This is a genomic window from Streptomyces changanensis, from assembly GCF_024600715.1.
Classification (GTDB): domain Bacteria; phylum Actinomycetota; class Actinomycetes; order Streptomycetales; family Streptomycetaceae; genus Streptomyces; species Streptomyces changanensis.
On sequence record NZ_CP102332.1, the window covers coordinates 5292942 to 5313057 of the forward strand.

At 77.2% G+C, this 20116-nt stretch carries 9 protein-coding genes; 8 read left to right on the forward strand and 1 reads right to left on the reverse strand.

What is annotated here, in order from left to right:
- The first annotated feature begins 22 nt into the window (after positions 1 to 22).
- The 6 genes from NRO40_RS23215 (at position 23) to argF (ending at position 14509) form a co-directional block, all read left to right on the forward strand.
- Positions 23 to 3487 carry a tubulin-like doman-containing protein gene (locus NRO40_RS23215; protein WP_079046936.1) on the forward strand — a complete coding sequence of 1155 codons (3465 nt, stop codon included), beginning with the start codon at positions 23 to 25 and terminating at the stop codon, positions 3485 to 3487.
- Positions 3484 to 6234 carry a hypothetical protein gene (locus NRO40_RS23220; RefSeq protein ID WP_058941442.1) on the forward strand — a complete coding sequence of 917 codons (2751 nt, stop codon included), beginning with the start codon at positions 3484 to 3486 and terminating at the stop codon, positions 6232 to 6234. Before NRO40_RS23215 ends, NRO40_RS23220 begins: the two co-directional genes overlap by 4 nt.
- Positions 6231 to 8312: a hypothetical protein gene (locus NRO40_RS23225; RefSeq protein ID WP_257375493.1), complete on the forward strand. Its 2082-nt coding sequence runs from the start codon at positions 6231 to 6233 to the stop codon at positions 8310 to 8312. Before NRO40_RS23220 ends, NRO40_RS23225 begins: the two co-directional genes overlap by 4 nt.
- Entirely contained in the window at positions 8312 to 11611 is a 3300-nt protein-coding gene (locus tag NRO40_RS23230; RefSeq protein ID WP_058941439.1) for a hypothetical protein, read from the forward strand. The genes NRO40_RS23225 and NRO40_RS23230 overlap by 1 nt, the downstream gene beginning before the upstream one ends.
- A gap of 245 nt (positions 11612 to 11856) precedes the next feature.
- Positions 11857 to 13089 carry an arginine deiminase gene (locus tag NRO40_RS23235; protein WP_058941438.1) on the forward strand — a complete coding sequence of 411 codons (1233 nt, stop codon included), beginning with the start codon at positions 11857 to 11859 and terminating at the stop codon, positions 13087 to 13089.
- A 400-nt stretch (positions 13090 to 13489) separates the two neighbouring features.
- On the forward strand, positions 13490 to 14509 hold the full coding sequence (gene argF, locus NRO40_RS23240) for an ornithine carbamoyltransferase (RefSeq protein ID WP_058941437.1): 1020 nt from the start codon (positions 13490 to 13492) through the stop codon (positions 14507 to 14509).
- Between the two features lie 183 nt (positions 14510 to 14692).
- On the opposite strand, the gene NRO40_RS23245 is transcribed toward argF, so the two are convergent.
- Positions 14693 to 16084 carry an aminopeptidase P family protein gene (locus NRO40_RS23245; protein ID WP_058941436.1) on the reverse strand — a complete coding sequence of 464 codons (1392 nt, stop codon included), beginning with the start codon at positions 16082 to 16084 and terminating at the stop codon, positions 14693 to 14695.
- A 202-nt stretch (positions 16085 to 16286) separates the two neighbouring features.
- Between NRO40_RS23245 and NRO40_RS23250 the strand changes: the two genes are divergently transcribed.
- Complete coding sequence (locus NRO40_RS23250) at positions 16287 to 18755, forward strand: collagenase (RefSeq protein ID WP_257375494.1); 2469 nt, start codon at positions 16287 to 16289, stop codon at positions 18753 to 18755.
- 57 nt (positions 18756 to 18812) lie between these two features.
- Positions 18813 to 20069 carry an NAD(P)/FAD-dependent oxidoreductase gene (locus NRO40_RS23255; protein WP_058941434.1) on the forward strand — a complete coding sequence of 419 codons (1257 nt, stop codon included), beginning with the start codon at positions 18813 to 18815 and terminating at the stop codon, positions 20067 to 20069.
- Positions 20070 to 20116: the final 47 nt, after the last annotated feature.

Below are 20116 nucleotides of genomic sequence, written 5' to 3' on the forward strand. Positions count from 1 at the left end.
CCGCGCCCCGAGGGGAGACGCAATGAAGATCTACCAGCCCATGCTCTTCGTCGGCCTGGGCGGCACCGGCGGACGGATCGGCAGCGAACTCGAACGCGGCCTGCGCCGCGAACTGGGCGGTCCGGACGGCACGAACCTGGTCGACGGCGGCCGCCGCGCCCCGTTCCAGCTGCCCGACTGCCTCCAGTTCGTGTACGCGGACTTCAGCGAGGCGGAGCTGCTGCGCCAGCCGCAGTTCCACGCGAAGGGCACGGAGGGCGCCGCGTACGCGCGGACCTCCCGCATGGTCCGTGACCTGCTGCCGGGCGAGTTCGACAGCTCGCCCGACGTGACGCGGATGCTCCGCGTCGCCCTGCACGAGGAGACCCGCGACTGGCTGCCGCCGCAGGCCCGCCAGCCGCGCGTCGCCCCGCTCCACAACGGCGCCGGGCAACTGCCCACCGTCGGCCGGGCCGCGCTCTTCGCCACCCTGCGCAGCGGCCTGGAGCCGGTCCTGCGGCCGCTGCGCGCCGCCATCGGCGCCATCGGCAACTCCGCCGGCGACCTCCAGCGGCTCGGCGGCGGCCGCATCCGGGGCTGCGACGTCTTCGTCGCGTTCTCGGTGGCCGGCGGCACCGGCGCCGGCATCTTCTACGACTTCATCCACCTCATCGGGCACGAGTTCCGCCGGTCGAAGGTGCCCGGCGTGAAGATCTACCCGCTCGTCGTCATGCCGTCGGCGTTCCCGCCGGAGGCGGGCGGCGGCCGCGAGGCCGAACTCAACGCCGCCCGCGCCCTCGTGGACCTCTCGCGGCTCGTCGACGACCAGAACGTCCCCGACGCCCAGTCGGACGTCGGTGACGTCGAGCAACGCGCCCGCGTCAGCGTCCGCTACCCCGGCGACACCGTCGTCGCGCTGCGCCCCTCCACCGTCCAGACCGCCTTCCTCTTCAGCAAGCCGTCGGTGATCCGCACCGAGGACCTGCGCCGCTCCGTCACCGCGATGGTGACGTCCCTCATCGGCACCGAGCTGCCCGACGACAAGGGCGGCGGCCGGTCCGACGCCGACCACCAGTCGTTCGCCGCGAGCTTCATCAACGAGAGCGTCGAACGGTCCAAGACCGCCCGCTCCGGCATCGGCTACCGGTCCATGTCCACCAGCCTCGCCGCCTCCCTCACCGTCCCCGTGGACGACCTCGCCGAGATCGTCGCCGCCCGCCTCCTCGCCCAGGCCGTGCGCGGCATGGCCGAGCGGGCCCGCCACCCCGCCAAGGACGGCGGCGACCGCGTCCGGGAGATGTTCGAGCGCTCCGGCATCGGCGCCCTGTGGACCCGGCGCGCCCCCGACCCGCCCGAGCCGGAGCAGCCGCCCCGCGGCACGAAGGCCGTCACCCAGGCCCTGCACGACCGGCGCGGCGACCTGGAGGACCTCCTCGTCCGCCTCGAACGCGACCTCGCCCGCGACGTCCCCCGGCTCGTCGAGGACTTCCGGCCCGCCGCCGGAGCGCGGGAACTCCTCGGTCTCATCGGCCCGTTCCGGCTGGAACGCGTCATCGCCGGACTGCCCGGCCACCCCGACCGGGTCGCCGAGGCCGGCTTCGCCGGCATGCTCAGCAACCGCGGCAGCGATCCCCGCCGCCCCGCGCACGTCCAGCACGCCGCACCCCCGGTCCCGCGCATCAAGGGCGGCGCGGGCGGCCTCGTACCGGCCCGCTGGAGCGACCCCGACGTCCGCGAGGCCGTCGCCGACCAGGACGACTGGTACCGGTGGCGCGCCAACGCCCTGTGGCACCGGGCCTGGGGGGACGGCGCGACGCAGTGGCGCCCGCCCCTGGCCCGGGCCCGCAAGGCGGTCGACGAACTGGCCCGCGCCCTGCGCGCCCACGAGGAGGACGAGGGCAAGCTCTTCAGCGACCGCCGCCGCGAGCTGTACCGAGACGACCGCAAGGGCGTCTCCTACCTGCTGCCCCCGCAGAACGGGCTGCGCGCCTTCTACGACGACGTCGTCGACCGGCTCGTGCGCAGCGAACGGCTGCCCGACAACACCGACGCGGCCGGACTCCTCGCCGCGATCGTCCAGCCCGAGGACTGGCTGCGCGCCCTGGACGCCGTGCGCCGCTCCCACGGCGCCGCCGTCAAGGAGGTCAAGCAGGTCGTCGAACGGCGCGTGAAGCGCCTCTTCGGCGAGGCCGACGACACCCTGTACGAGCGGCCCCTGCTGCCGTCGATGGCGCTCCTGCTGCGCGCGGCGGCCGGCGACGAGAACGCCGCGGCCGCCGTGGACGGCCGCTGGCTGGACCAGTTCCGCGTCCAGCTCGCCAAGCTGCTGCCCGTGGGCTTCACGCCCGACGGCAGCGGCCCCCTCAAGGTGCTCATCGCCCACCCGGAGAGCGAGGCCGACGGCCGCGCCGCCGAGTACCTCGCCCAGGAGCTGTACCTGCCGCCCCACGCGGAGCAGGAGTTCCGCGCCGTCGACACCGAGTCGATCACCGTGGTGCTGTTCCGCAGCGGTATGAGCCTCACCGACATCTCCGAGGTCCGCGAGGTCCTCAAGCTCTGGTCCGAGGCGCGGGACGCCGCGGGCGCCGAGGACTTCCTGCACTGGCGGCAGCGGCTCGGCCACAACGACGACTGGCTGGTGAGCACCGAACATGACCGGCAGCGCATCCTCCACCACCTCCTGTGCGCGATGTGGAACGGCAGGGTCGCCGTCCACGAGGGCGGCGACACCTCGCCCGGCCTCGTCCGCGTCCGCCTCCAGGAGGGCGACTCGGCGACGCTGTCGCTGCGCCTGGAGTCCTACGACGGCCGGCTCTCCGGCTGGGCGGGACTGCTGCGGGCGTACGAGCGGGCCGCGCTCCTCGACGAGGGCTCGATCATCGAGGAGTTCTGCGAGCGGCTGATGCGCACCCAGCCGGAGGGCCTGTCCACCACGCCCGTGCCGCCCTCGCCGCTGTTCCTGACGTTCGTCGAGGAGGTCGCGCCGCGCGAGCTCGCCCGCATCGAGGAGCTCACCGGCCGGTACGGCGACGAGGACGAGGAGTGGCTCGCCCCGCTGCGGCACTTCTGGGCCGAGACCCTGCCCGGCGCGCTCGCCCTGCGCTTCGACGGCGCCGCCCGGCCCACCCGCCCGACGCTGCGCGCGCTCCACGAGCGGTACCGCCGGCAGGACGCGGAGGACGAACCGTACGCGCCCCGCCCCTCCGGCCCCCACGCCGCACCGGACGCCGCACCCGACGACGGACCCGACACCCGGCCCGGCGACGGATACCGGTACCCGGCCCCCGGGCAGCGGCCCTCGGCCGGTGACGGCCGCCGGCGGGAGGCCGAACCCCGGCACGAGGCCGTCCCCGAGCCGCGCCGCACGTCCCAGGAGGGGCGCCGCACGCCCCCCGAACCGCGCCGCGCGTCCCCGGAGCCCGCGCCCGCCGAGCCGCGCCCCGCGCAGTCCGGCGGCCCCACCCGTTCCCCGGCCTACCCGTGGGACCTGGACGGTGACGACGAGTGAGCACCCGCCACACCACCGCCACGGCCCCCGTACACCACCGCCCGCCGGCCGACGCCGTCTGCCTCGACCTGCGCCGCGCCCCCGGCGCGGACGCCGTGCGGGACGCGCTCGACGCGGTCCGGCACGACGACGGCGAGCCCCGCTTCCTGGTCGTCGACGACGCCGCCCGGCTCGTCGCCCACCAGCTCCTGTACGAGCGGCTCCAGGCGCACGGCCCCGCGCGGATCGTCTGCCTGGCGGTCGGCTCCCCGAGGGAGCGCGTCCTGAGCCGCCCGCTCACCCTGCGGCCCCCCGCCGCCGGAGTGCTGTGGCTCCTCGACCCGCACACCGGCGACGACCCCGACGGGCTGCGCCCGCTCGTCGACCTCCTCGCCCAGCGCGACGTGTTCGACGCGGTCCTGACCTCCCTCGGCGACGTCGTGCACAACGTCGCGGTGCCGTCCGTCCGCGTCGTCGAGCACGACCTGACCGAGGAGGCCCGCACCCGCGCCTGGCAGGAGGCCCTCGCCGCCCTCACCGGCCAGGAGGCCCCCGGCGGCGCCGTACCCGGCGACGCCGTCCCACCGGACCTCGCCCTGCTGCTGGACGACTCCCTCCCCGAGGCCGTCGCCGGCCACCGGTGGCTGGAGCCGTCCCGCCCCGCCGCCGCCCGCCGGCGCGCCTGCGACGACGCGCTGGAGGACGCCCACGCCGGGCACCGGCTCGCGCGGGGCCCCGCCGGGCTCTTCGCCGCCCGCGCCCGCCGCGCCGACCCGCCCGCCCGGCTCGCCGCGCTCGGCCGGGCCCTGGAGGCGTACCGCGACACCGTCGCCGGGGCCTTCGCCGAGGCCGACGGCGTGCGGCTCACCGCGGACCAGCGCGCCCGGCTCCTGGAACGCGGCATCGTGCTGCCGGACCTGCCGGCCGCCTCCCGCGCCCGGGTCGTGCCGGCGCTGCGCGAGCTGACCGAGCGGCTGCTCGACCGGCGCCTGCCCCTGCGGTCCACGGCCGCCCGGCTCGCCGCGCTCGCCGACCGCTCCGCGCCCGCGGGCAGCGCCGCGCGCCTGGCCCGCCTCGACGAGGTGTGCGACCCGGCGTACCTGCGCCACCTGGCCGCCCCGCCGCCGTTCCGGGCGGGCGGGACACCGGTCGCGGCGGCGCTGCTCGCCCTGGTGCCGGCGCTCGTCGCCGGGCTGTGGGCGGGCCCGGGCTGGTTCCTCGGCCCCGCCGCCGGGCTGGCCGCGGCGGCCCTCGGGCTGCTGATGCTGCGCCACCGGCCCAACCGCTCACCCGACGGCCACCTCGACGGGCCCGCCACCACCCAGGTGGCGGCGCGGTTCCTCGGCGGCCTCGCGGGCGGCGCGGCCGGGGCCGTGGCCGGGGCGGCGCTCGCCCTGCCCCCCTGGGCGGGGGCAGCGGCCGCCGCCCTGGCCCTCACGGGCGTCCTCGCCCTCGCGCTGCGCGACTGGACGGTCTCCGTCGACGCGTGGTGGCGCGCCACCGACGCCGACTACGCCGCCCGCGTCCTCACCGGCGTCGACCGGCTGCTGGCCGAGACGGCCGTGCACGACTGGCTGCTCGCCGACGCCCGCCACCACTGCTCCGACGGCGCGCGGGCGGCCGGCCTCCTGCTGCGCGGCCTCGCCGCGACCGCCGACGCCCACGGACGCGGCGACGCCACGGCGCCGCCCGTGCCCCCGGCCCCCACCGCCCGGACGGTCCCCGCGCCCCGGCCGGGACCCGCGGCCCGGTCCACGGTCCCGGCCGAACCGGACGGCACCACCGACACGTGGGACTGGGACACCTGGGGCGACAGCTCCGCCGACGACGGCTGGTACGGCGCCGAACCCGCCGCACCGACCGGCCCCGCCCAGCACGGCGCCCCGGCACCCGACCCGGCGGCACCGGACACGGCGGGCACGACCGGGGCGTACGGGGCGTACGGGGCCGGCGACGCCTTCCCCGCCGCCGCGCCCCGGCAGGGCCCGGCGTACGAGACGGTCGCGCCCCCGCACGGTCCGGCGTACGAGACCGTCCCGCCCGTGCAGGGCCCCGCGTACGAGACCGTCGGCTCCTTCCACGCCGACGCCGACGCCGACGCGGACGAGGACGGGGGGTGGTCGACCTGGCAGCCGGCCGGCCCCGCCGAGGACCCGCCCTGGCTGGAGCGCGAACGCGGCGACGGCGGACCCGACCTGGTCACCACCCTCGTCGACGACCTCACGGCCGGCACCCGCCGGATCCTCACCCCCTGCTGGGCGCGCATCGAACGCGACCCCGCACGGGCCGGACGCGCCCCGCTCGACGGGCCCATGCGCGACGTCCTCGACGAGGTCCACGACCGCCTCGTGCGCGACGCGGCGACCTCCCCGCCCCCGTTCGCCCCCCGGCCCGGCGACCGTCCGGACGCCGCCCGGCTGACCGGCGTGGCCCCGGACCGCGTCGCCGAACTGCTCGCCGCCAGCGACGCCGAGGCGACCGTCCCGCTGTGCGGGCCGCAGCACCGGAGGCTGCTGTCCGCCGACCCGCTGGAGGTGCGCCGGGTCCGTTTCGTCCCCGAGGCGTTCCGGCGCGGGGCCGCCGACGGCGACGAACACCGCCCCGCCGGACCGCGCGCCGGGCACGCGGGCGAGGACGGGTTCGCCGAGGACGTCGTGTGGACGCCCGCCGGCCGCCACGCCGGGGTGCTCGGCCTGGTACCGCTGCGCGCCGACGCCGTCCGCACCGTCCGCGAGGAGACGCCCGGAGAGGAGGCCGGCCCGTCGTGACGTACCCGGCGCACACCGACGAGGAGCTGTCGTTCCTCACCCACCAGGGCAACCTGGTCCGCTTCGCCGCCCGCTTCGGCCCCGACGAGGAGGTCCCGGGCCGCCCGGGACGGGTCACCCGCACGGTCACCCTCGGACTCGACTGGACCGTGCGGCAGTACCGCGTCGCCCCCGGTGACCCGCACGCCCACGCCGCCCTCGAACGGGAGGCCGCGGCGGCCGTCGCCCTCGAACGCCGGTACGGCCCGGAGCGGTTCGGGGAGGTCTTCACCCGCGTCGTCGGCTACTCCCTCGACGCCCCGGAGCCCTTCGTCCTGTACCGGATCGCCGGCGGCGAGCCGCTCGCCGCGTACGGCGGCGCCCTCGGCGTCGAGGAGCAGCAGCAGGTCCTCGCCCAACTCGTCCTCGCCGTACGGCTCCTGGAGGAGGCCGGGCTCGTGCACCGCGCCGTCGGTCCGGACTCCGTGCGCTGGGACGGCCGGCACGTGCGGCTCGCCGAGCCGCACGCCGCGCTGCGCGCCGGCGAGCCGCGCGAGGCGTACGGCACCGCGCCGTGGGCCTCGCCCGAACAGCGGCACGGCACCGGCACGGCAGACCCGCGCGACGACCTGTGGTCCGTCGCCCAGGTCGGCTACTTCCTGGCCGCCGGGCGTCCGGACCGCGGCGGGGGACCCCCCGCCGACCTGGCCGGCTTCCGCGGCCTCGCTGCCCTCGACCACGGCGGGGCCTTCGCGCCGCAGGCCGCCGGGCGGCCCGCGCCGGCCGAGCTGATGCGCCTGCTGAACGTCCCCGACCCGCTCGCCCTCACCGCCGGCGGTCCCGACCCGCTGGTCCGCGGCCGCGCCGAGTACGACGCCCAGATCGCCCGCAAACGGTCCCACCTGGGCCTGGACCGGCCCCCGCGGCCACCGGAGCCGGCCGCCCGCCCCCGGTGGTTCGCCCGCCGCGCGCCCACCCGGTACCCCGACCCGCCCGCGGCGCCCCCGCCGCCACCCGTGCCGGCGGCGCAGGCCACCTCACCGGAACGCCTCTGCCCACACTGCCTGCTGCCGGTCGCCTTCGACCCGACCCGCCTCGTGTCGATCGGCCCCACGGGCGAGCGCGTCCCCCTCGACCTGAGCGGCGAACTGCCGCCCGCACACCTGCGGGACCTGTTGCGCACCGCCTACCAGCCGTGCCCCCACGCCGACGAGGACACCCTCCACGAACTGCCCGCCCCCTACCTCACCAACGGCCGGCCCCTCACCATCGCCCTCGTGGGCAGCTCCGGCGTCGGCAAGACCCACCTGCTCGCGGCGATGCTCGGCGAGGTCGAGCAGGGCGGCCTCGAACCGTACGGGCTCAAGTGCCTGCCGCTGAACCCGGACACGCACCGCACCTTCCTGCGCGAACGCGTGCAGAGCCTCCAGCAGGGCCGGGAGCTCGGCCGCACCGGGCAGCAGACGTTCGCCCGGTTCGCCGACGGGCTGCTCGTCACCGGGCGGGGACCGACCCGGCCCGTCGTCTTCTTCGACCTCGCGGGGGAGGACCTCGCGCAGGACGGGGAGGTCACCCGGTTCCTGACGGGCGTCGACGCGTTCGTCTTCGTCGTCGACCCGCTGCGGGCCCTGCGCCTGCCGTCCCTGGACCCGGTCCGGGCGCTCAACGGGCTGCGGCGGCGCGACCTCGGCGACGAGGCGTTCACCACCGTCCTCAACCGCGTCCCCCGCGACCACGGCCCGTACGTCGCCGCGCCGGCCGTCGTCGCCGTCAACAAGAGCGACCTCGTGCGGGTCGAACCGGCCGTCGACCAGTGGCTCGGCCGCACCCTGCCCCCCGCGTACCGGGCGGACGAGGTCCACGCCGAGAGCCGCGACGTCCACGCCTTCGTGGCGAAGCACGCGTCCCCCGCGTGGTTGCGTCCCTTCGACGACTGCGCCCGCTGCACCCTGCACTTCGTCGCGGCGACCGGCGGGCAGGCACGGGACGACCGCTTCCCGCACGGCGTCCGGCCCCGCAGGGTCCTCGCCCCCCTGCTGTCGCTCTTCGCCATGTGCGGGCTCCTGCCGGGAGTCGACCCGGGAGAGGTGGGCATCTGATGGCCCGTCCGACGGCCCCCCACGACCGGCTGGTCGACCAGATCGTCTTCCGCTGGGACACCGACAACCTCTCCGGCACCACCGGCTTCGGTCCGGTCGCCTGCTCGTGCACCCCCGAGCAGGCCGACGCCGTCTTCCGCAGGACCGGGCCGGTGCTGCGGGCCACCGGCGAGGCGACCGCACCCGCCCTGCTCCGGCTGGAGAGCGGTGACCGGGCGCTGCTGGTGCGCCGGGCGCCGTGGCGCGACGCCGGTGGCCGCGCGAGCACCGTCTGCCACGCCCTGGTCGGCCCGGCCACCGTGCTCGACCCGGCGACCTGCCTCGGTCTGCACCCCTGGTCCTGGGCGGGCGGCGACCTGCCCCTGGCGGAGGTGCGGGGCACCCTCCCGCCCGTCGCGGAGGCCGCGCTGCTGCCGGCGGCGGACGAGGGGCAGCGGCTCCTCACCGCCGACCTCGACGGCGTCCGCCGCGAACTGACCGGCGCGGTCGCCGCGTTCCTGCGCCACCCCGGTGCCGGGTTCACCTTCCTCGACCCGTCGGGCGAGGCGGCGTGCCGGGTGCTGTGGGGGCTGCACGGCCTCTTCGGCGGCCAGGTCGCCCGGCGGTGGACGTTCGCCACGCACGACACCGCCGAGACCGACCAGCTGCGGTTCGTCTTCGTCAGCCGCTGGCCCGGCGAGGCCCCCGCGAACGGCGCCCGGCGGCGCGCCGACCCGGCCGACCGCTCCCGCGACCACGCCGAGTCCGTCGCCGAGCTCCTCGTCCACCACCAGCTGCGGGACGGGTACGAGGTGGGCGAGGCCCTGCGGCGCGCGGCCGACCGCCACCGGGCCGTCCAGGCGGGCCCGACCACGCTGCTGGCCCTCGCCGAGGCCGCCCTGACCGGCCTGCCGCCGCTGGACCGGCCCCCGCGCCGGCCCCCCGCCCCGCCCCCGGCCCCGCTCCGGGGCCGCCCGCCCGCCCCGCCGGCCCCGCCCGCCCCGCCCGGCGTGCGCGTGGTGGCCCCGCAGTGGCCGCAGCCGTCCGCTGACCGGCCGCGGGCGCTCAGGTGGCGGGGCGGACCGCGGCGCGGCCCGGGCCACGGCGACCTGCTCGCGGTCCTGCACGATCCGTTCGCGGGGGACTCCGTCCGCGAGGCGGTGTCCGGCGCCCCCGACGACGAGCTGGTGCGCGCCGTCGCCGCGCGCGGCACCGGGTACGGGGCGCTGACGCTCCTCATGACGGAGGTCGCCGCCCGCTGGCCGGCCTGGGGCCGCGAGCAGCGCGCCGCCCTCTGCGCCGTGCTGCTGGAGCAGGAGCTGTTCGTCACGGACCGGGCGGCCGGGGCCGGGCAGCCGGCCGACGAGGTGCGGGCCGCGAACGCCGCCTCGGTCTACCGCTGGGCGGTCCGGCCCCTGCTGGACGACCCGGCGCTCGCGGACCGCGTCACCGAGCTGGTGCCGCGCCTGAGCGTCTGCCCGTACCGCGCGGCGCGCGCCGCCGTGCGCCAGATCACCGACGGCCCGAGCCCGGGCCTGCCGGAGCCCGCGTGGCAGGCGCTCTACCGCACCGCCCGCGCCCGCCGCACCCCGCACCCGGGCGGTGGCGGCGGGGGTGGCCGCGGTGGGGGAGCGGGGGATGGTGCGGGCGGGGGTGGCGGGGGCGGGGGCGGCAGGCCCTGGCCACCGACTATGACCCCAGCAGCCCCACTGGCCCCAGCGACCCCAGCAGACCCACCGACACCGCCAAGCCTGCCCGCTCCGCCGGGCCCGTCCGCCCCCCTCGCCCCGGCCGAGCCGTCCGAGTGGCCGCCGCGCCCGCGCGGCGACGGGCCCGCGCAGGCGGATCCCCCACGCCGGCCCCGGGAGGCCCCGGGCCGTGGGATCCCGCCCCCACCCGCCCGCGACGGACGGGACGCGTACGCGTACGGCGCCGACGCCCCGGACAGGGCCGCGTACGGGAGGCGGGACGGGCGCGGCGGCGGTACGAGCGGGCCGGGCGGCGAGGGCAAGCCCCCACCGGACCCTGACGACCCCGACCGCGCGGCGTACGGGGCCCGGGACCCGTCCCCGTACGGAGACGCCGGCGCGGACCGGCGTGGTGGTACGGGCGGGACCGCCGCCGCCGGCACCGCACGCGGCGCCGGCGGCGAAGACCCGGTGCGCGCGAACACCGCCCCGGGAGGCGCCGCTGCGGTTGACGCCGCCCACGCACCGCGTACACCCCACCCCACCGACGCTGCCGCCCGGCCGGGCGAGCTCCGGTCAGGCGGTGCGTCCCCTTCGGCGGATGAGCCCGGTCCGAGGGAAGGGTTCGGCCCGGCGGCCCCGTCCCGTTCCGGGGACGCACCCCGCCCGGGGGAGGCGTCACGTGCGACGGACGGGGCCCGGCCGGACGACGCGCCCCGCCGCGCGGACAGGCTCCGCCCGCCCGGCGCGCGCCGGGCGGGCGAGACACCGCGCCCGTCCGGCGAAGCACCGCGCCCGTCCGGCGAGCCACCGCGCCCGGTGGGCGAGCCGTGCCTGCCGGACAGGCCCTGGTCAGGCCACCGGCAGCCGGTGGACAGACCAGGGCCGGGTGAGACGTCCCGCCCGGACGACACGTCGCGATCGACGGGTGAGGCGCGGTCAGGTGCCTCGGGCCGTCCCACGGACGGGATCCGGCCGGACGGCACGACCCGCCGTCCGGACGAGGTCCACCCGTCCGGCGGGCCGCACCCGCCCGGCGAGCGCCGGTCCGGCGAGGCACCGCGCCCGGCGGGCGAGCCGCGCCCGCCGGACGGGCTTCGGTCGAGCCGGCCGCAGCCGGCGGACGGGCCCAGGTCGGCTGACGCGGGTGGGCCGTGGGGCGAGCGGGGGCGGGCTGACGAGGTCGACTCGGCGGGCGGGTCGGGCCGGGCCGCGGCGCCCCCGCCGACTCCCCGGCAAGCCGCCCCAGGGCGGGGCGGTGGCCCCGGACCTTCCACCCCCGCGGCCGCGGAGCCATCCCGCCCCGCCCGGCCCGCCGCGCGCCCGCTCCGGCCCGCCGCACCGCAGCCGCCGTCCCCGCCCGCCCCGCGAGACGCGCGCGCCGCCAAAAGCCCCGGGCGGGAGCAGCGGGGGTCGGGGGTCGGTGGCGTGTCGGGGCAGGCGGCCGGTGATGCCGGGCGCCCGTCCGGGGCGGGGCCCCGGCCGCCCGGTGGGTCACCGCCGCCGACGGGCGCCGATCCGCCCGCGCCGGCCCGGCCGGACGACCGGCGGCCGTACGTCGTCGTGGGTGTCGGCGCGGCCGTGATCGTCCTGCTGCTCGCCGCGCTCGTCGTCGTGTCGCTGCGCTCCTAGGGGACGTCCTGTCGATCAGGTCGGGCTCGTGGCGCCCGGCACGAGCCCTCGCGGCGTTGTCGTCGGTCGCCGACGCTCCGCGTCGACTCCCTCCTGCCGTGCGGGCGCGCGCCCCGGACACCCCCCTGATCCGACCTGACCGACAAGATCCCCCAGGGGCCGCCCCGCCGGTCCGGGCCGGCAAGGCACGTTCCCGTCCGGACCCTGACGGTGCGTCGGGCGACCGGCTCGGCCAGGATGGGGGGATGGGATTCCACGTCGATTCCGAGACCGGGCGGCTGCGCCGCGTCATCCTGCACCGCCCGGACCTGGAGCTCAAGCGCCTGACCCCCAGCAACAAGGACGCCCTCCTCTTCGACGACGTGCTGTGGGTGCGCCGCGCCCGCCAGGAGCACGACGGGTTCGCCGACGTGCTGGCCGACCGCGGCGTCGAGGTGCACCTCTTCGGCGACCTGCTGCGCGAGTCGCTCGAACTGCCCGCCGCGCGCGAGCTCGTCCTGGACCGGGTCTTCGACGAGAAGGAGTACGGCCCCCTCGCCGCCGACCACCTGCGCTCCGCCTTCGACGCGATGGAGACGCCGCGTCTCGTCGAGGCGCTGGTGGGCGGCGTGACGAAGCGGGAGTACCTCGCGGCCCACGCCGAGCCGACCTCCGTCCGCTTCCACGTGATGGACCTGGACGACTTCCTCCTGCCGCCCCTGCCGAACCACCTCTTCACCCGCGACACGTCCACGTGGATCTACGACGGGGTGTCGATCAACCCGATGCGCTGGCCGGCGCGGCAGCGCGAGACGGTGCACTTCGAGGCGATCTACAAGCACCACCCGCTCTTCACGGGTCCCGACGCGGGAACGTTCCACCACTGGTCCGAGGGGCAGGACGACTACCCGTCCACCATCGAGGGTGGTGACGTGCTGGTGATGGGGAACGGCGCGGTGCTCATCGGCATGAGCGAGCGCACGACGCCCCAGGCGGTGGAGATGCTCGCGCGGGGGCTGTTCGCCGCCGGGTCGGCGCACACGATCGTGGCGCTGGACATGCCGAAGAGCCGGGCGTTCATGCACCTGGACACGGTGATGACGATGGTCGCGCCCGACACCTTCACCCAGTACGCGGGGCTGGGCATGCTCCGCTCGTACACGATCGAGCCGGGGGAGGGCGGTCAGGTGCTGAAGGTCGGCGACCACCCGCCGGAGCACATGCACCGGGCCATAGCGCAGGCGCTGGGCCTGTCCTCGATCCGCGTGCTGACGGCCACGCAGGACGTGCACGCGGCGGAGCGCGAGCAGTGGGACGACGGCTGCAACGTCCTGGCCGTGGAGCCCGGCGTCGTCGTCGCCTACGAGCGGAACGTCACGACCAACACGCACCTGCGCCGCGAGGGCATCGAGGTGATCGAGATCCCCGGCAGCGAACTCGGCCGGGGCCGGGGCGGCCCGCGCTGCATGAGCTGCCCCATCGAGCGGGACGCCGCCTGACGGCACGGGGCCCCGGAGCCGGCACCGGCTGCAGGGCCCCGCCCGCGCGACCACCGTCCCGGCCGCGCGGTCCCGTCCCGCCCGTGCGACCCCCGTTCCGCCCGTGCGACCCCGTCCCGGCCGTGCAGCCAGCCGTGGCAGTCGGCCGTGCGGCCCCCGTCCCGGCCGCGCGGTCAGCCGTGCGGTCACCGCCCGGCCGTGTGCCGCCGGGGCCGTGCCGGACCCTCGCCACGCCCGCGACCTGCGCGAGCCGCCGCCGCGTCGGTCGCGCGCCCGTCCTAGGGTCGTACGCGTACGGCGCACCACCGCTCCGAGGGAGCTCCCACCCCCCTACCGTATAAGAATGTCGGGTGTCGTATACACTTCCAAATCTTTCCGTCGCCCGACCCCAGGAGTACCCATGGCCCCCGATCTCACCGGCCGCCACTTCGTCAAGGAGCTGGACCTCACCGCCGAGGAGTTCCGCGGCCTCGTCGACCTGGCCGCCCGGCTGAAGGCGGCCAAGAAGGCCGGGGCCGAGGTCCGGACGCTGCGCGGCCGGAACATCGCGCTGATCTTCGAGAAGACCTCCACCCGCACCCGCTGCGCCTTCGAGGTGGCGGCGGCCGACCAGGGGGCCTCCACGACGTACCTGGACCCGTCGGGCTCGCAGATCGGCCACAAGGAGTCCGTCAAGGACACCGCCCGCGTCCTCGGCCGGATGTACGACGCCATCCAGTACCGCGGCGACAGCCAGGAGGCCGTCGAGGAGCTCGCCCTGCACGCGGGCGTCCCCGTCTACAACGGCCTCACCGACGCGTGGCACCCCACCCAGATGCTCGCCGACGTCCTCACCGTCACCGAGCACACCGACAAGCCGCTCGACCGGGTCGCGTTCGCCTACCTCGGGGACGCCCGCTACAACATGGGCAACTCCTACCTGGTCACCGGCGCACTGCTCGGCATGGACGTCCGCGTCGTCGCCCCGCGCGCGTACTGGCCGGCCGAGGACGTCGTCGCGCGCGCCCGCGAGCTCGCCGCCGGGAGCGGCGCCCGGGTCACGCTCACCGAGGACGTCGCCGAGGGCGTCCGCGGCGCCGACTTCGTCGCCACCGACGTGTGGGTGTCGATGGGCGAGCCCAAGGAGGTCTGGGACGAGCGGATCACCGCCCTCGCCCCGTACTCCGTGACCATGGACGTGCTGCGCGCCACCGGCAATCCGGACGTCCGGTTCCTGCACTGCCTGCCGGCCTTCCACGACCTGGGCACCGCCGTCGGCCGCGAGATCCACGCGCGGCACGGGCTCACCGAACTGGAGGTGAGCGACGAGGTCTTCGAGTCGGCGCACTCGGTCGTCTTCGACGAGGCCGAGAACCGCCTCCACACCATCAAGGCCGTCCTGGTGGCCACCCTCGCCGGGGACCGTGTCGCCCACCCGTGACCTGACGGCGGTCGCCCGCCGCGCGACACCCGGGGCTCGGTGGTCTCGGGTGACCACCCGGCCGTCGCCCTCTTCGGCCGTTCCCGCCTGGGGGGGCGCGAGGGCCCCGGTCGCGCTCGGCGGCGTCGCGGTCCTGAAGTGCCCCCTCCGGACGGGCCGGAGGGGGTCGGGCGCGCCCGGCGCCTACGCGTCGTCGAGCAGGGCGCCCATCCACTCCTCGACGGCGTCCGGGGTGCGCGGCAGCGCCGAGGACATCAGACGGGCGCCGTCCGCGGTGACGACGAGGTCGTCCTCGATGCGCACGCCCATGCCGCGCAGCTCGGGCGGGAGCGTGAGGTCGTCGGGCTGGAGGTAGAGCCCCGGTTCGACGGTCAGGACCTGCCCCTCCTCCAGGACGCCGTCGAGGTACGTCTCCGCGCGCGCCTGCGCGCAGTCGTGGACGTCGAGCCCCAGCATGTGGCCGCTGCTGCACAGGGTGTAGCGCCGGTGCAGATCGCCCTCGGCGTCCTTGAGGACGCCCCACTCGGCCAGCCCCTCGGCGATGACGCGCATCGCGGCGAGGTGGAAGTCGCGGAAGCGGGCGCCGGGGCGCAGCGCCGCGATGCCGGCCTCCTGGGCGGCGAGGACCAGTTCGTACACCCGGCGCTGGGCGGGGGAGAAGCGGCCGGAGAGCGGCAGGGTGCGGGTGATGTCGGCGGTGTACAAGGTGTCCGTCTCGACGCCCGCGTCGAGGAGCAGCAACTGGGAGGGGTCGAGGGCGCCGTCGTTGCGCGTCCAGTGCAGGACGCAGGCGTGGGCGCCGGCGGCGGCGATCGTCTCGTACCCCGTGCCGTTGCCCTCGGCGCGGGCGCGCAGCCCGAAGACGCCCTCGATCCAGCGTTCGCCGCGGGGGTGGGCGAGGGCGCGGGGGAGGGCCCGGACGACGTCCTCGAAGCCGGCCGTCGTGTGGTCGACGGCCAGCTGCAGCTGCTCGACCTCCCAGGCGTCCTTCACCAGCCGCAGTTCGGCGAGGGCGGCCGCCAGCCGCGGGTCCGCGGACGGCTCGCGTCCCGGGGGGAGCGTGCCGCCCAGCTCGGCGAGGTCGGCGCAGCGGATGCCGGTGAGGCGCTCGGCCTCGTCGAGGTCGGGGCGGCGGCCCACCCACAACTCGCCGTAGCGCCGGTCCCGGTAGAAGGCGCCGGCGTGGGGGCCGGTGTCGTCGGTGCGCGGCGAGCGGGGCCGCAGGTAGAGGACCGCCTCGTGGTCGTGGGTGCCGGAGGGCTCCATGACGAGGACGTGGCCCGGCTGGTCCTCGCCGGTGAGGCCGGTGAGCCAGGCGTACGCGCTGTACGGGCGGAAGCGGTGGTCGCAGTCGTTGGAGCGGACGCGCAGTTCGCCGGCGGGTATCACCAGCCGCTCGCCGGGGAAGCGGGCCGACAGCCTCGCCCGGCGCGCGGGCGTGACGGCGCGGGCGGTCACCCGGGCGTCGAGCGGCAGCGGCGAGGGCGCCCAGTCGCGGGCCATCGACCGGGCCAGCGCGGTGGAGACGGACAGGTCGTGGCTGCCGGTGCGGGGGCGGGTGGGGGCGTCGGCCATCGGGGCTCCCGGAGGGTTCGTCGGAACGGAAGGAGAGCAGAGGGGTTGTCAGTGCAATTTCACATTACTATGTTACAGCTCACATTGCAGTGGCATGTATGCCTCAAGCGTGTGGGCAACGCGCCGCTGCGGCACGGCCGTTCACGCCCGAAGAGGGGGTGTGGACGGCCGCCACCTCCCACACACACCAGGAGCCGCAAAGGTGTTCCAGAACCCCCGACCGCCCCGACCGCCGCGCCCCACCGGACGCAGACCTCTGCGCACCGGCCTCGCCGCCGCTGCCGTCACCGCCGTGCTGCTGGGCGGCACCGCCCCCACCGCCCTCGCCACCCCCGCTGCCGCCGACCGGGCACCACTGACCGCCGCCCGTGGCGCCGCCGCGCTCCAGGGCCCCGCACCCGGCCCGGGCGCCGTCACGCTCCAGGGTCCCGCCCCGGCCGGGGCGCCGCGGGGTGCCGAGGGGCACGACGCGGGCGACGAGGTGCTCCGCCTCGGCCGGGCCCCCGCCCCCCTCAAGCCCGCCGCCGACGCCCCCGGCGACCACCGGGCCGGCGGCCGCACCCCGGGGCGCGCCCCGACCGCCGGCGCCACCGCGGCGCGTACCGCCCCCGCCGCTCCGGCCGCCCCCGTCGCCACCGCGTCGGGCGTCCCCTGCACCCTCGACGGCGTCACCCGCCTCGCCCCGCGCGCGTTCGCCGACTTCCTCGCCGACCCGGCCGTCACCGCCGACGGCTGCCTGCGCGGCCTGGTCTGGACGTGGGACGCGCGTCTCGCGCCCGTCATGTCCGACGCCCACGTGCAGGCGGTCTCGCGGCGGATCACCGACCTCGCCGCCGGGCACGACGGAACCAACTCCGGCCACCTGCTGGAGATGTTCACCTACCTCCACGCGGTCGTGTACCACGACTTCTCGCGCGCCGAGATCGACGTCACCGACGCGCCCACCGCCGAGACCATGCGGCGCGCCATCCACTACTTCGGCACCGCCGCCCGCACCTTCCGCGTCACCCGCGCCAACGCCGAGACCCTCCGCGAGGCCCTCTACGCCGGCAGCGCCCCGGGCCTGCGCCACTCCCAGCTGGACCTGATACGCAGGGTGCTGGCCACCATGGACCGGTACCACCCCGAGACCTCGGCCGACCCCTCCTGGGGCGGCGCCGTCCTCGCCGGCCTGTCCGTCAACTACCTGGGCCTGTACCCCGGCAACAACGACACGTCGTTCCGCACCCTCGTCGCCCGCAACGACGCCTACCGGGCCGCGTTCGCCGCCTTCGCGCGCCACACGCACCTCAAGGGCAAGCCCAACGAGTGGACCGTGCGCGACGCCCTCTCCGAGTACGGCCGCTTCGGGGAGGTCCCGTCCCTGCGCGGCCGCGTCGTCGCCGACCTGGGGGCGCTCCTCACCCCGGTGACCGCCGACTGGGGCCGCGGCAGCGCCCCCTGGGCCAAGCTCGCCTCCTGGCTCGACTACTACGGCGCCTGCAAGCCGTACGCCGTCTGCAAGGACGACATCGAGCGGCTGCTCTTCCCGCGGACCCAGACCTACGACAACGGCACCCTCAAGGTCCGCACCGCCCTGGACCGCGCCGTCGTCGACCAGTTGTACTACGCGAGCAAGCAGGTCAAGGCCCAGTTCCACCGGGTCCTCGGCACCGCGGCGCCGCTGGCCGGCGACCCCAACACCGACCTGAACGTCGTGCTGTACGCCTCCCGCGCCGACTACGAGAACTACCACCCGCTGCTGACCGGCATGGACACGAACAACGGCGGCATCTACATCGAGCGCGGCGCGACCTTCTACACCTACCAGCGGCGCGTGCCGCAGGACTCGCGGCTGACGTTGGAGGAGCTCTTCCGCCACGAGTACGTGCACTACCTCAACGGCAGGTTCGCCGTGCCCGGCTTCTTCGGTGAGGGCCCCTGGTACCAGGGTGACCGCACCACCGCCATGGACGAGGGCACCGCCGAGTTCTTCGCCGGCGCCACGCGCGGCGACGGCGTCGCGGTCCGCAAGTCGCTCGTGGAGGGCGTCATCGCGGACGCCGCCGGCGGCGGCCCCCGCATGGGCGTCGACCGGATCCTGCACGCCACCTACGCCGGCGACGGCTTCCGCTTCTACAGCTACGCCGGCGTGCTCTTCGAGTACCTGTGGACCGAACGCCCCGCGCAGCTACGGGAGATGTACCGGCACCTGCGTGCCGACGACCCCGCGGCCTTCGACGCCTGGCGCGGGCGGCTGGCGCGCGACCCGGCGGTCCAGCAGGGGTACGACGCCTTCCTCGACCGGCAGATCGCGCGTGTCGCCGAGCTGTTCGTGCCGAACACCGCGTACGTCCCGAACGACCGGCTCCGCGAGACGACGGCCGACGCCGTGCGCACCGCCTTCGCCGGGGCGACCGGGGCCGACCCGCGCTGCACGGCCACCGGCGACACGGGGATGCCCCGGTTCGTCTGCTCGGGCCGCGTCACCGCCCGCCTGGGCGACGCCGGCAGCGCCGACCGGGTCTTCCGCGACATGTCGGAGACCGTCGACCGCTTCCTCCTCGACCGGGCCGCGCCCGCCTCGCCCAACCTCACCGACATGAACTGCTCCTTCGGCGAGGTGGAGGTCTGGGCCGACCGCACGGCCGGCAGCGCCGACTACACCTGCGAGGGCCCGCTCCGCCGGTGAACGCGATCACGGGTCTTGTGGGCGCTCAGTAGTATGTGAAATATTACTGAGGTGCCCATGAGACACCCCGGACCGCAGACGCCCCCGTCCCTGGACGCCGTGATCGTCGGCGCCGGAGTGGTCGGCGCCGCGTGCGCGTACTACGCGACCCGCGCCGGCCTCTCCGTCGCGGTCGTCGACCGCGGACCCGTCGCCGGCGGCACCACCGGTGCCGGCGAGGGGAACCTCCTCGTCTCCGACAAGGAGGCGGGCCCCGAGCTCGACCTCGCCCGGCTGTCGATCCGGCTGTGGCGGGAACTCGCCGAGGCCCTCCCACCGGAGGACGCCATCGAGTACGAGCCCAAGGGCGGCCTCGTCATCGCACCCGACGAGACCGCCCTCCACGCCCTCCACGCCTTCGCCCGCGGTCAGCGCCGCGCCGGTGTCACGGCGCACGAGGTCCCCGCCGACGCGCTGCACGCACTCGAACCGCACCTGGCGCCCGGCCTCGCCGGCGGCGTCCACTACCCCGCCGACGCCCAGGTCCAGCCCGCCCGCGCGGCCGCCGCCCTGCTGCGCGCCGCCCGCCGCGCCGGCGCCCTGCTGCGGCTCGGCGAGGAGGTGACCGCCGTCCTCACCGGCCCCGGCGGCGCCGTCCGCGGCGTCCGCACGGCGCGCGGCGACCTCCACGCCCCCGCCGTCGTCAACGCCGCCGGCACCTGGGGCGGCCGGTTCGCCGCCCTCGCCGGCACCCACCTGCCCGTCCTGCCCCGCCGCGGCTTCGTCCTCGTGACCGAGCCGCTCCCGCCGGGCACCGTCCGCCACAAGGTGTACGCCGCCGACTACGTCACCGACGTCGCGAGCGACTCCGCCGCCCTGCAGTCGTCGGCGGTGGTCGAGAGCACCCCGGCGGGACCGGTCCTCATCGGCGCCACCCGGGAACGCGTCGGCTTCGACCGCACCCTGTCCACCCCGGCCCTGCGCCGTCTCGCCGCCCAGGCCACGGCGCTGTTCCCGGCCCTGGCGGACGTCCACGCGATCCGCGCGTACTGCGGCTTCCGGCCCTACCTGCCCGACCACCTCCCCGCCGTCGGTCCCGACCCGCGCGTCCCCGGGCTCCACCACGCCTGCGGCCACGAGGGCGCCGGCATCGGCCTCGCCCCGGCGACCGGCCTCCTCGTCACCGCGGCGCTCACCGGCGCCCCGCCGCCCCTGGACCCGGGCCCGTTCCGCCCGGACCGCTTCCCGCCCCCGGACGGCCCGCCCCCGCAGGCCCCGCCCCCACGCGCATCGCCCCCGCAGGCCGGGCCACCCCCGCCGGACGGCGCCTCGTGACGCCGCGCCCCGTGACGCCGCGCCCGGCACCCCCGTCCGCGCGGCAC

Coding starts and splice junctions, on each gene's coding strand:
- NRO40_RS23215 (WP_079046936.1), top strand. CDS start 23: ATGAAGATCTACCAGCCCATGCTCTTCGTCGGCCTGGGCGGCACCGGC.
- NRO40_RS23230 (WP_058941439.1), top strand. CDS start 8,312: ATGGCCCGTCCGACGGCCCCCCACGACCGGCTGGTCGACCAGATCGTC.
- NRO40_RS23235 (WP_058941438.1), top strand. CDS start 11,857: ATGGGATTCCACGTCGATTCCGAGACCGGGCGGCTGCGCCGCGTCATC.
- argF (WP_058941437.1), top strand. CDS start 13,490: ATGGCCCCCGATCTCACCGGCCGCCACTTCGTCAAGGAGCTGGACCTC.
- NRO40_RS23245 (WP_058941436.1), bottom strand. CDS start 16,084: ATGGCCGACGCCCCCACCCGCCCCCGCACCGGCAGCCACGACCTGTCC.
- NRO40_RS23255 (WP_058941434.1), top strand. CDS start 18,813: ATGAGACACCCCGGACCGCAGACGCCCCCGTCCCTGGACGCCGTGATC.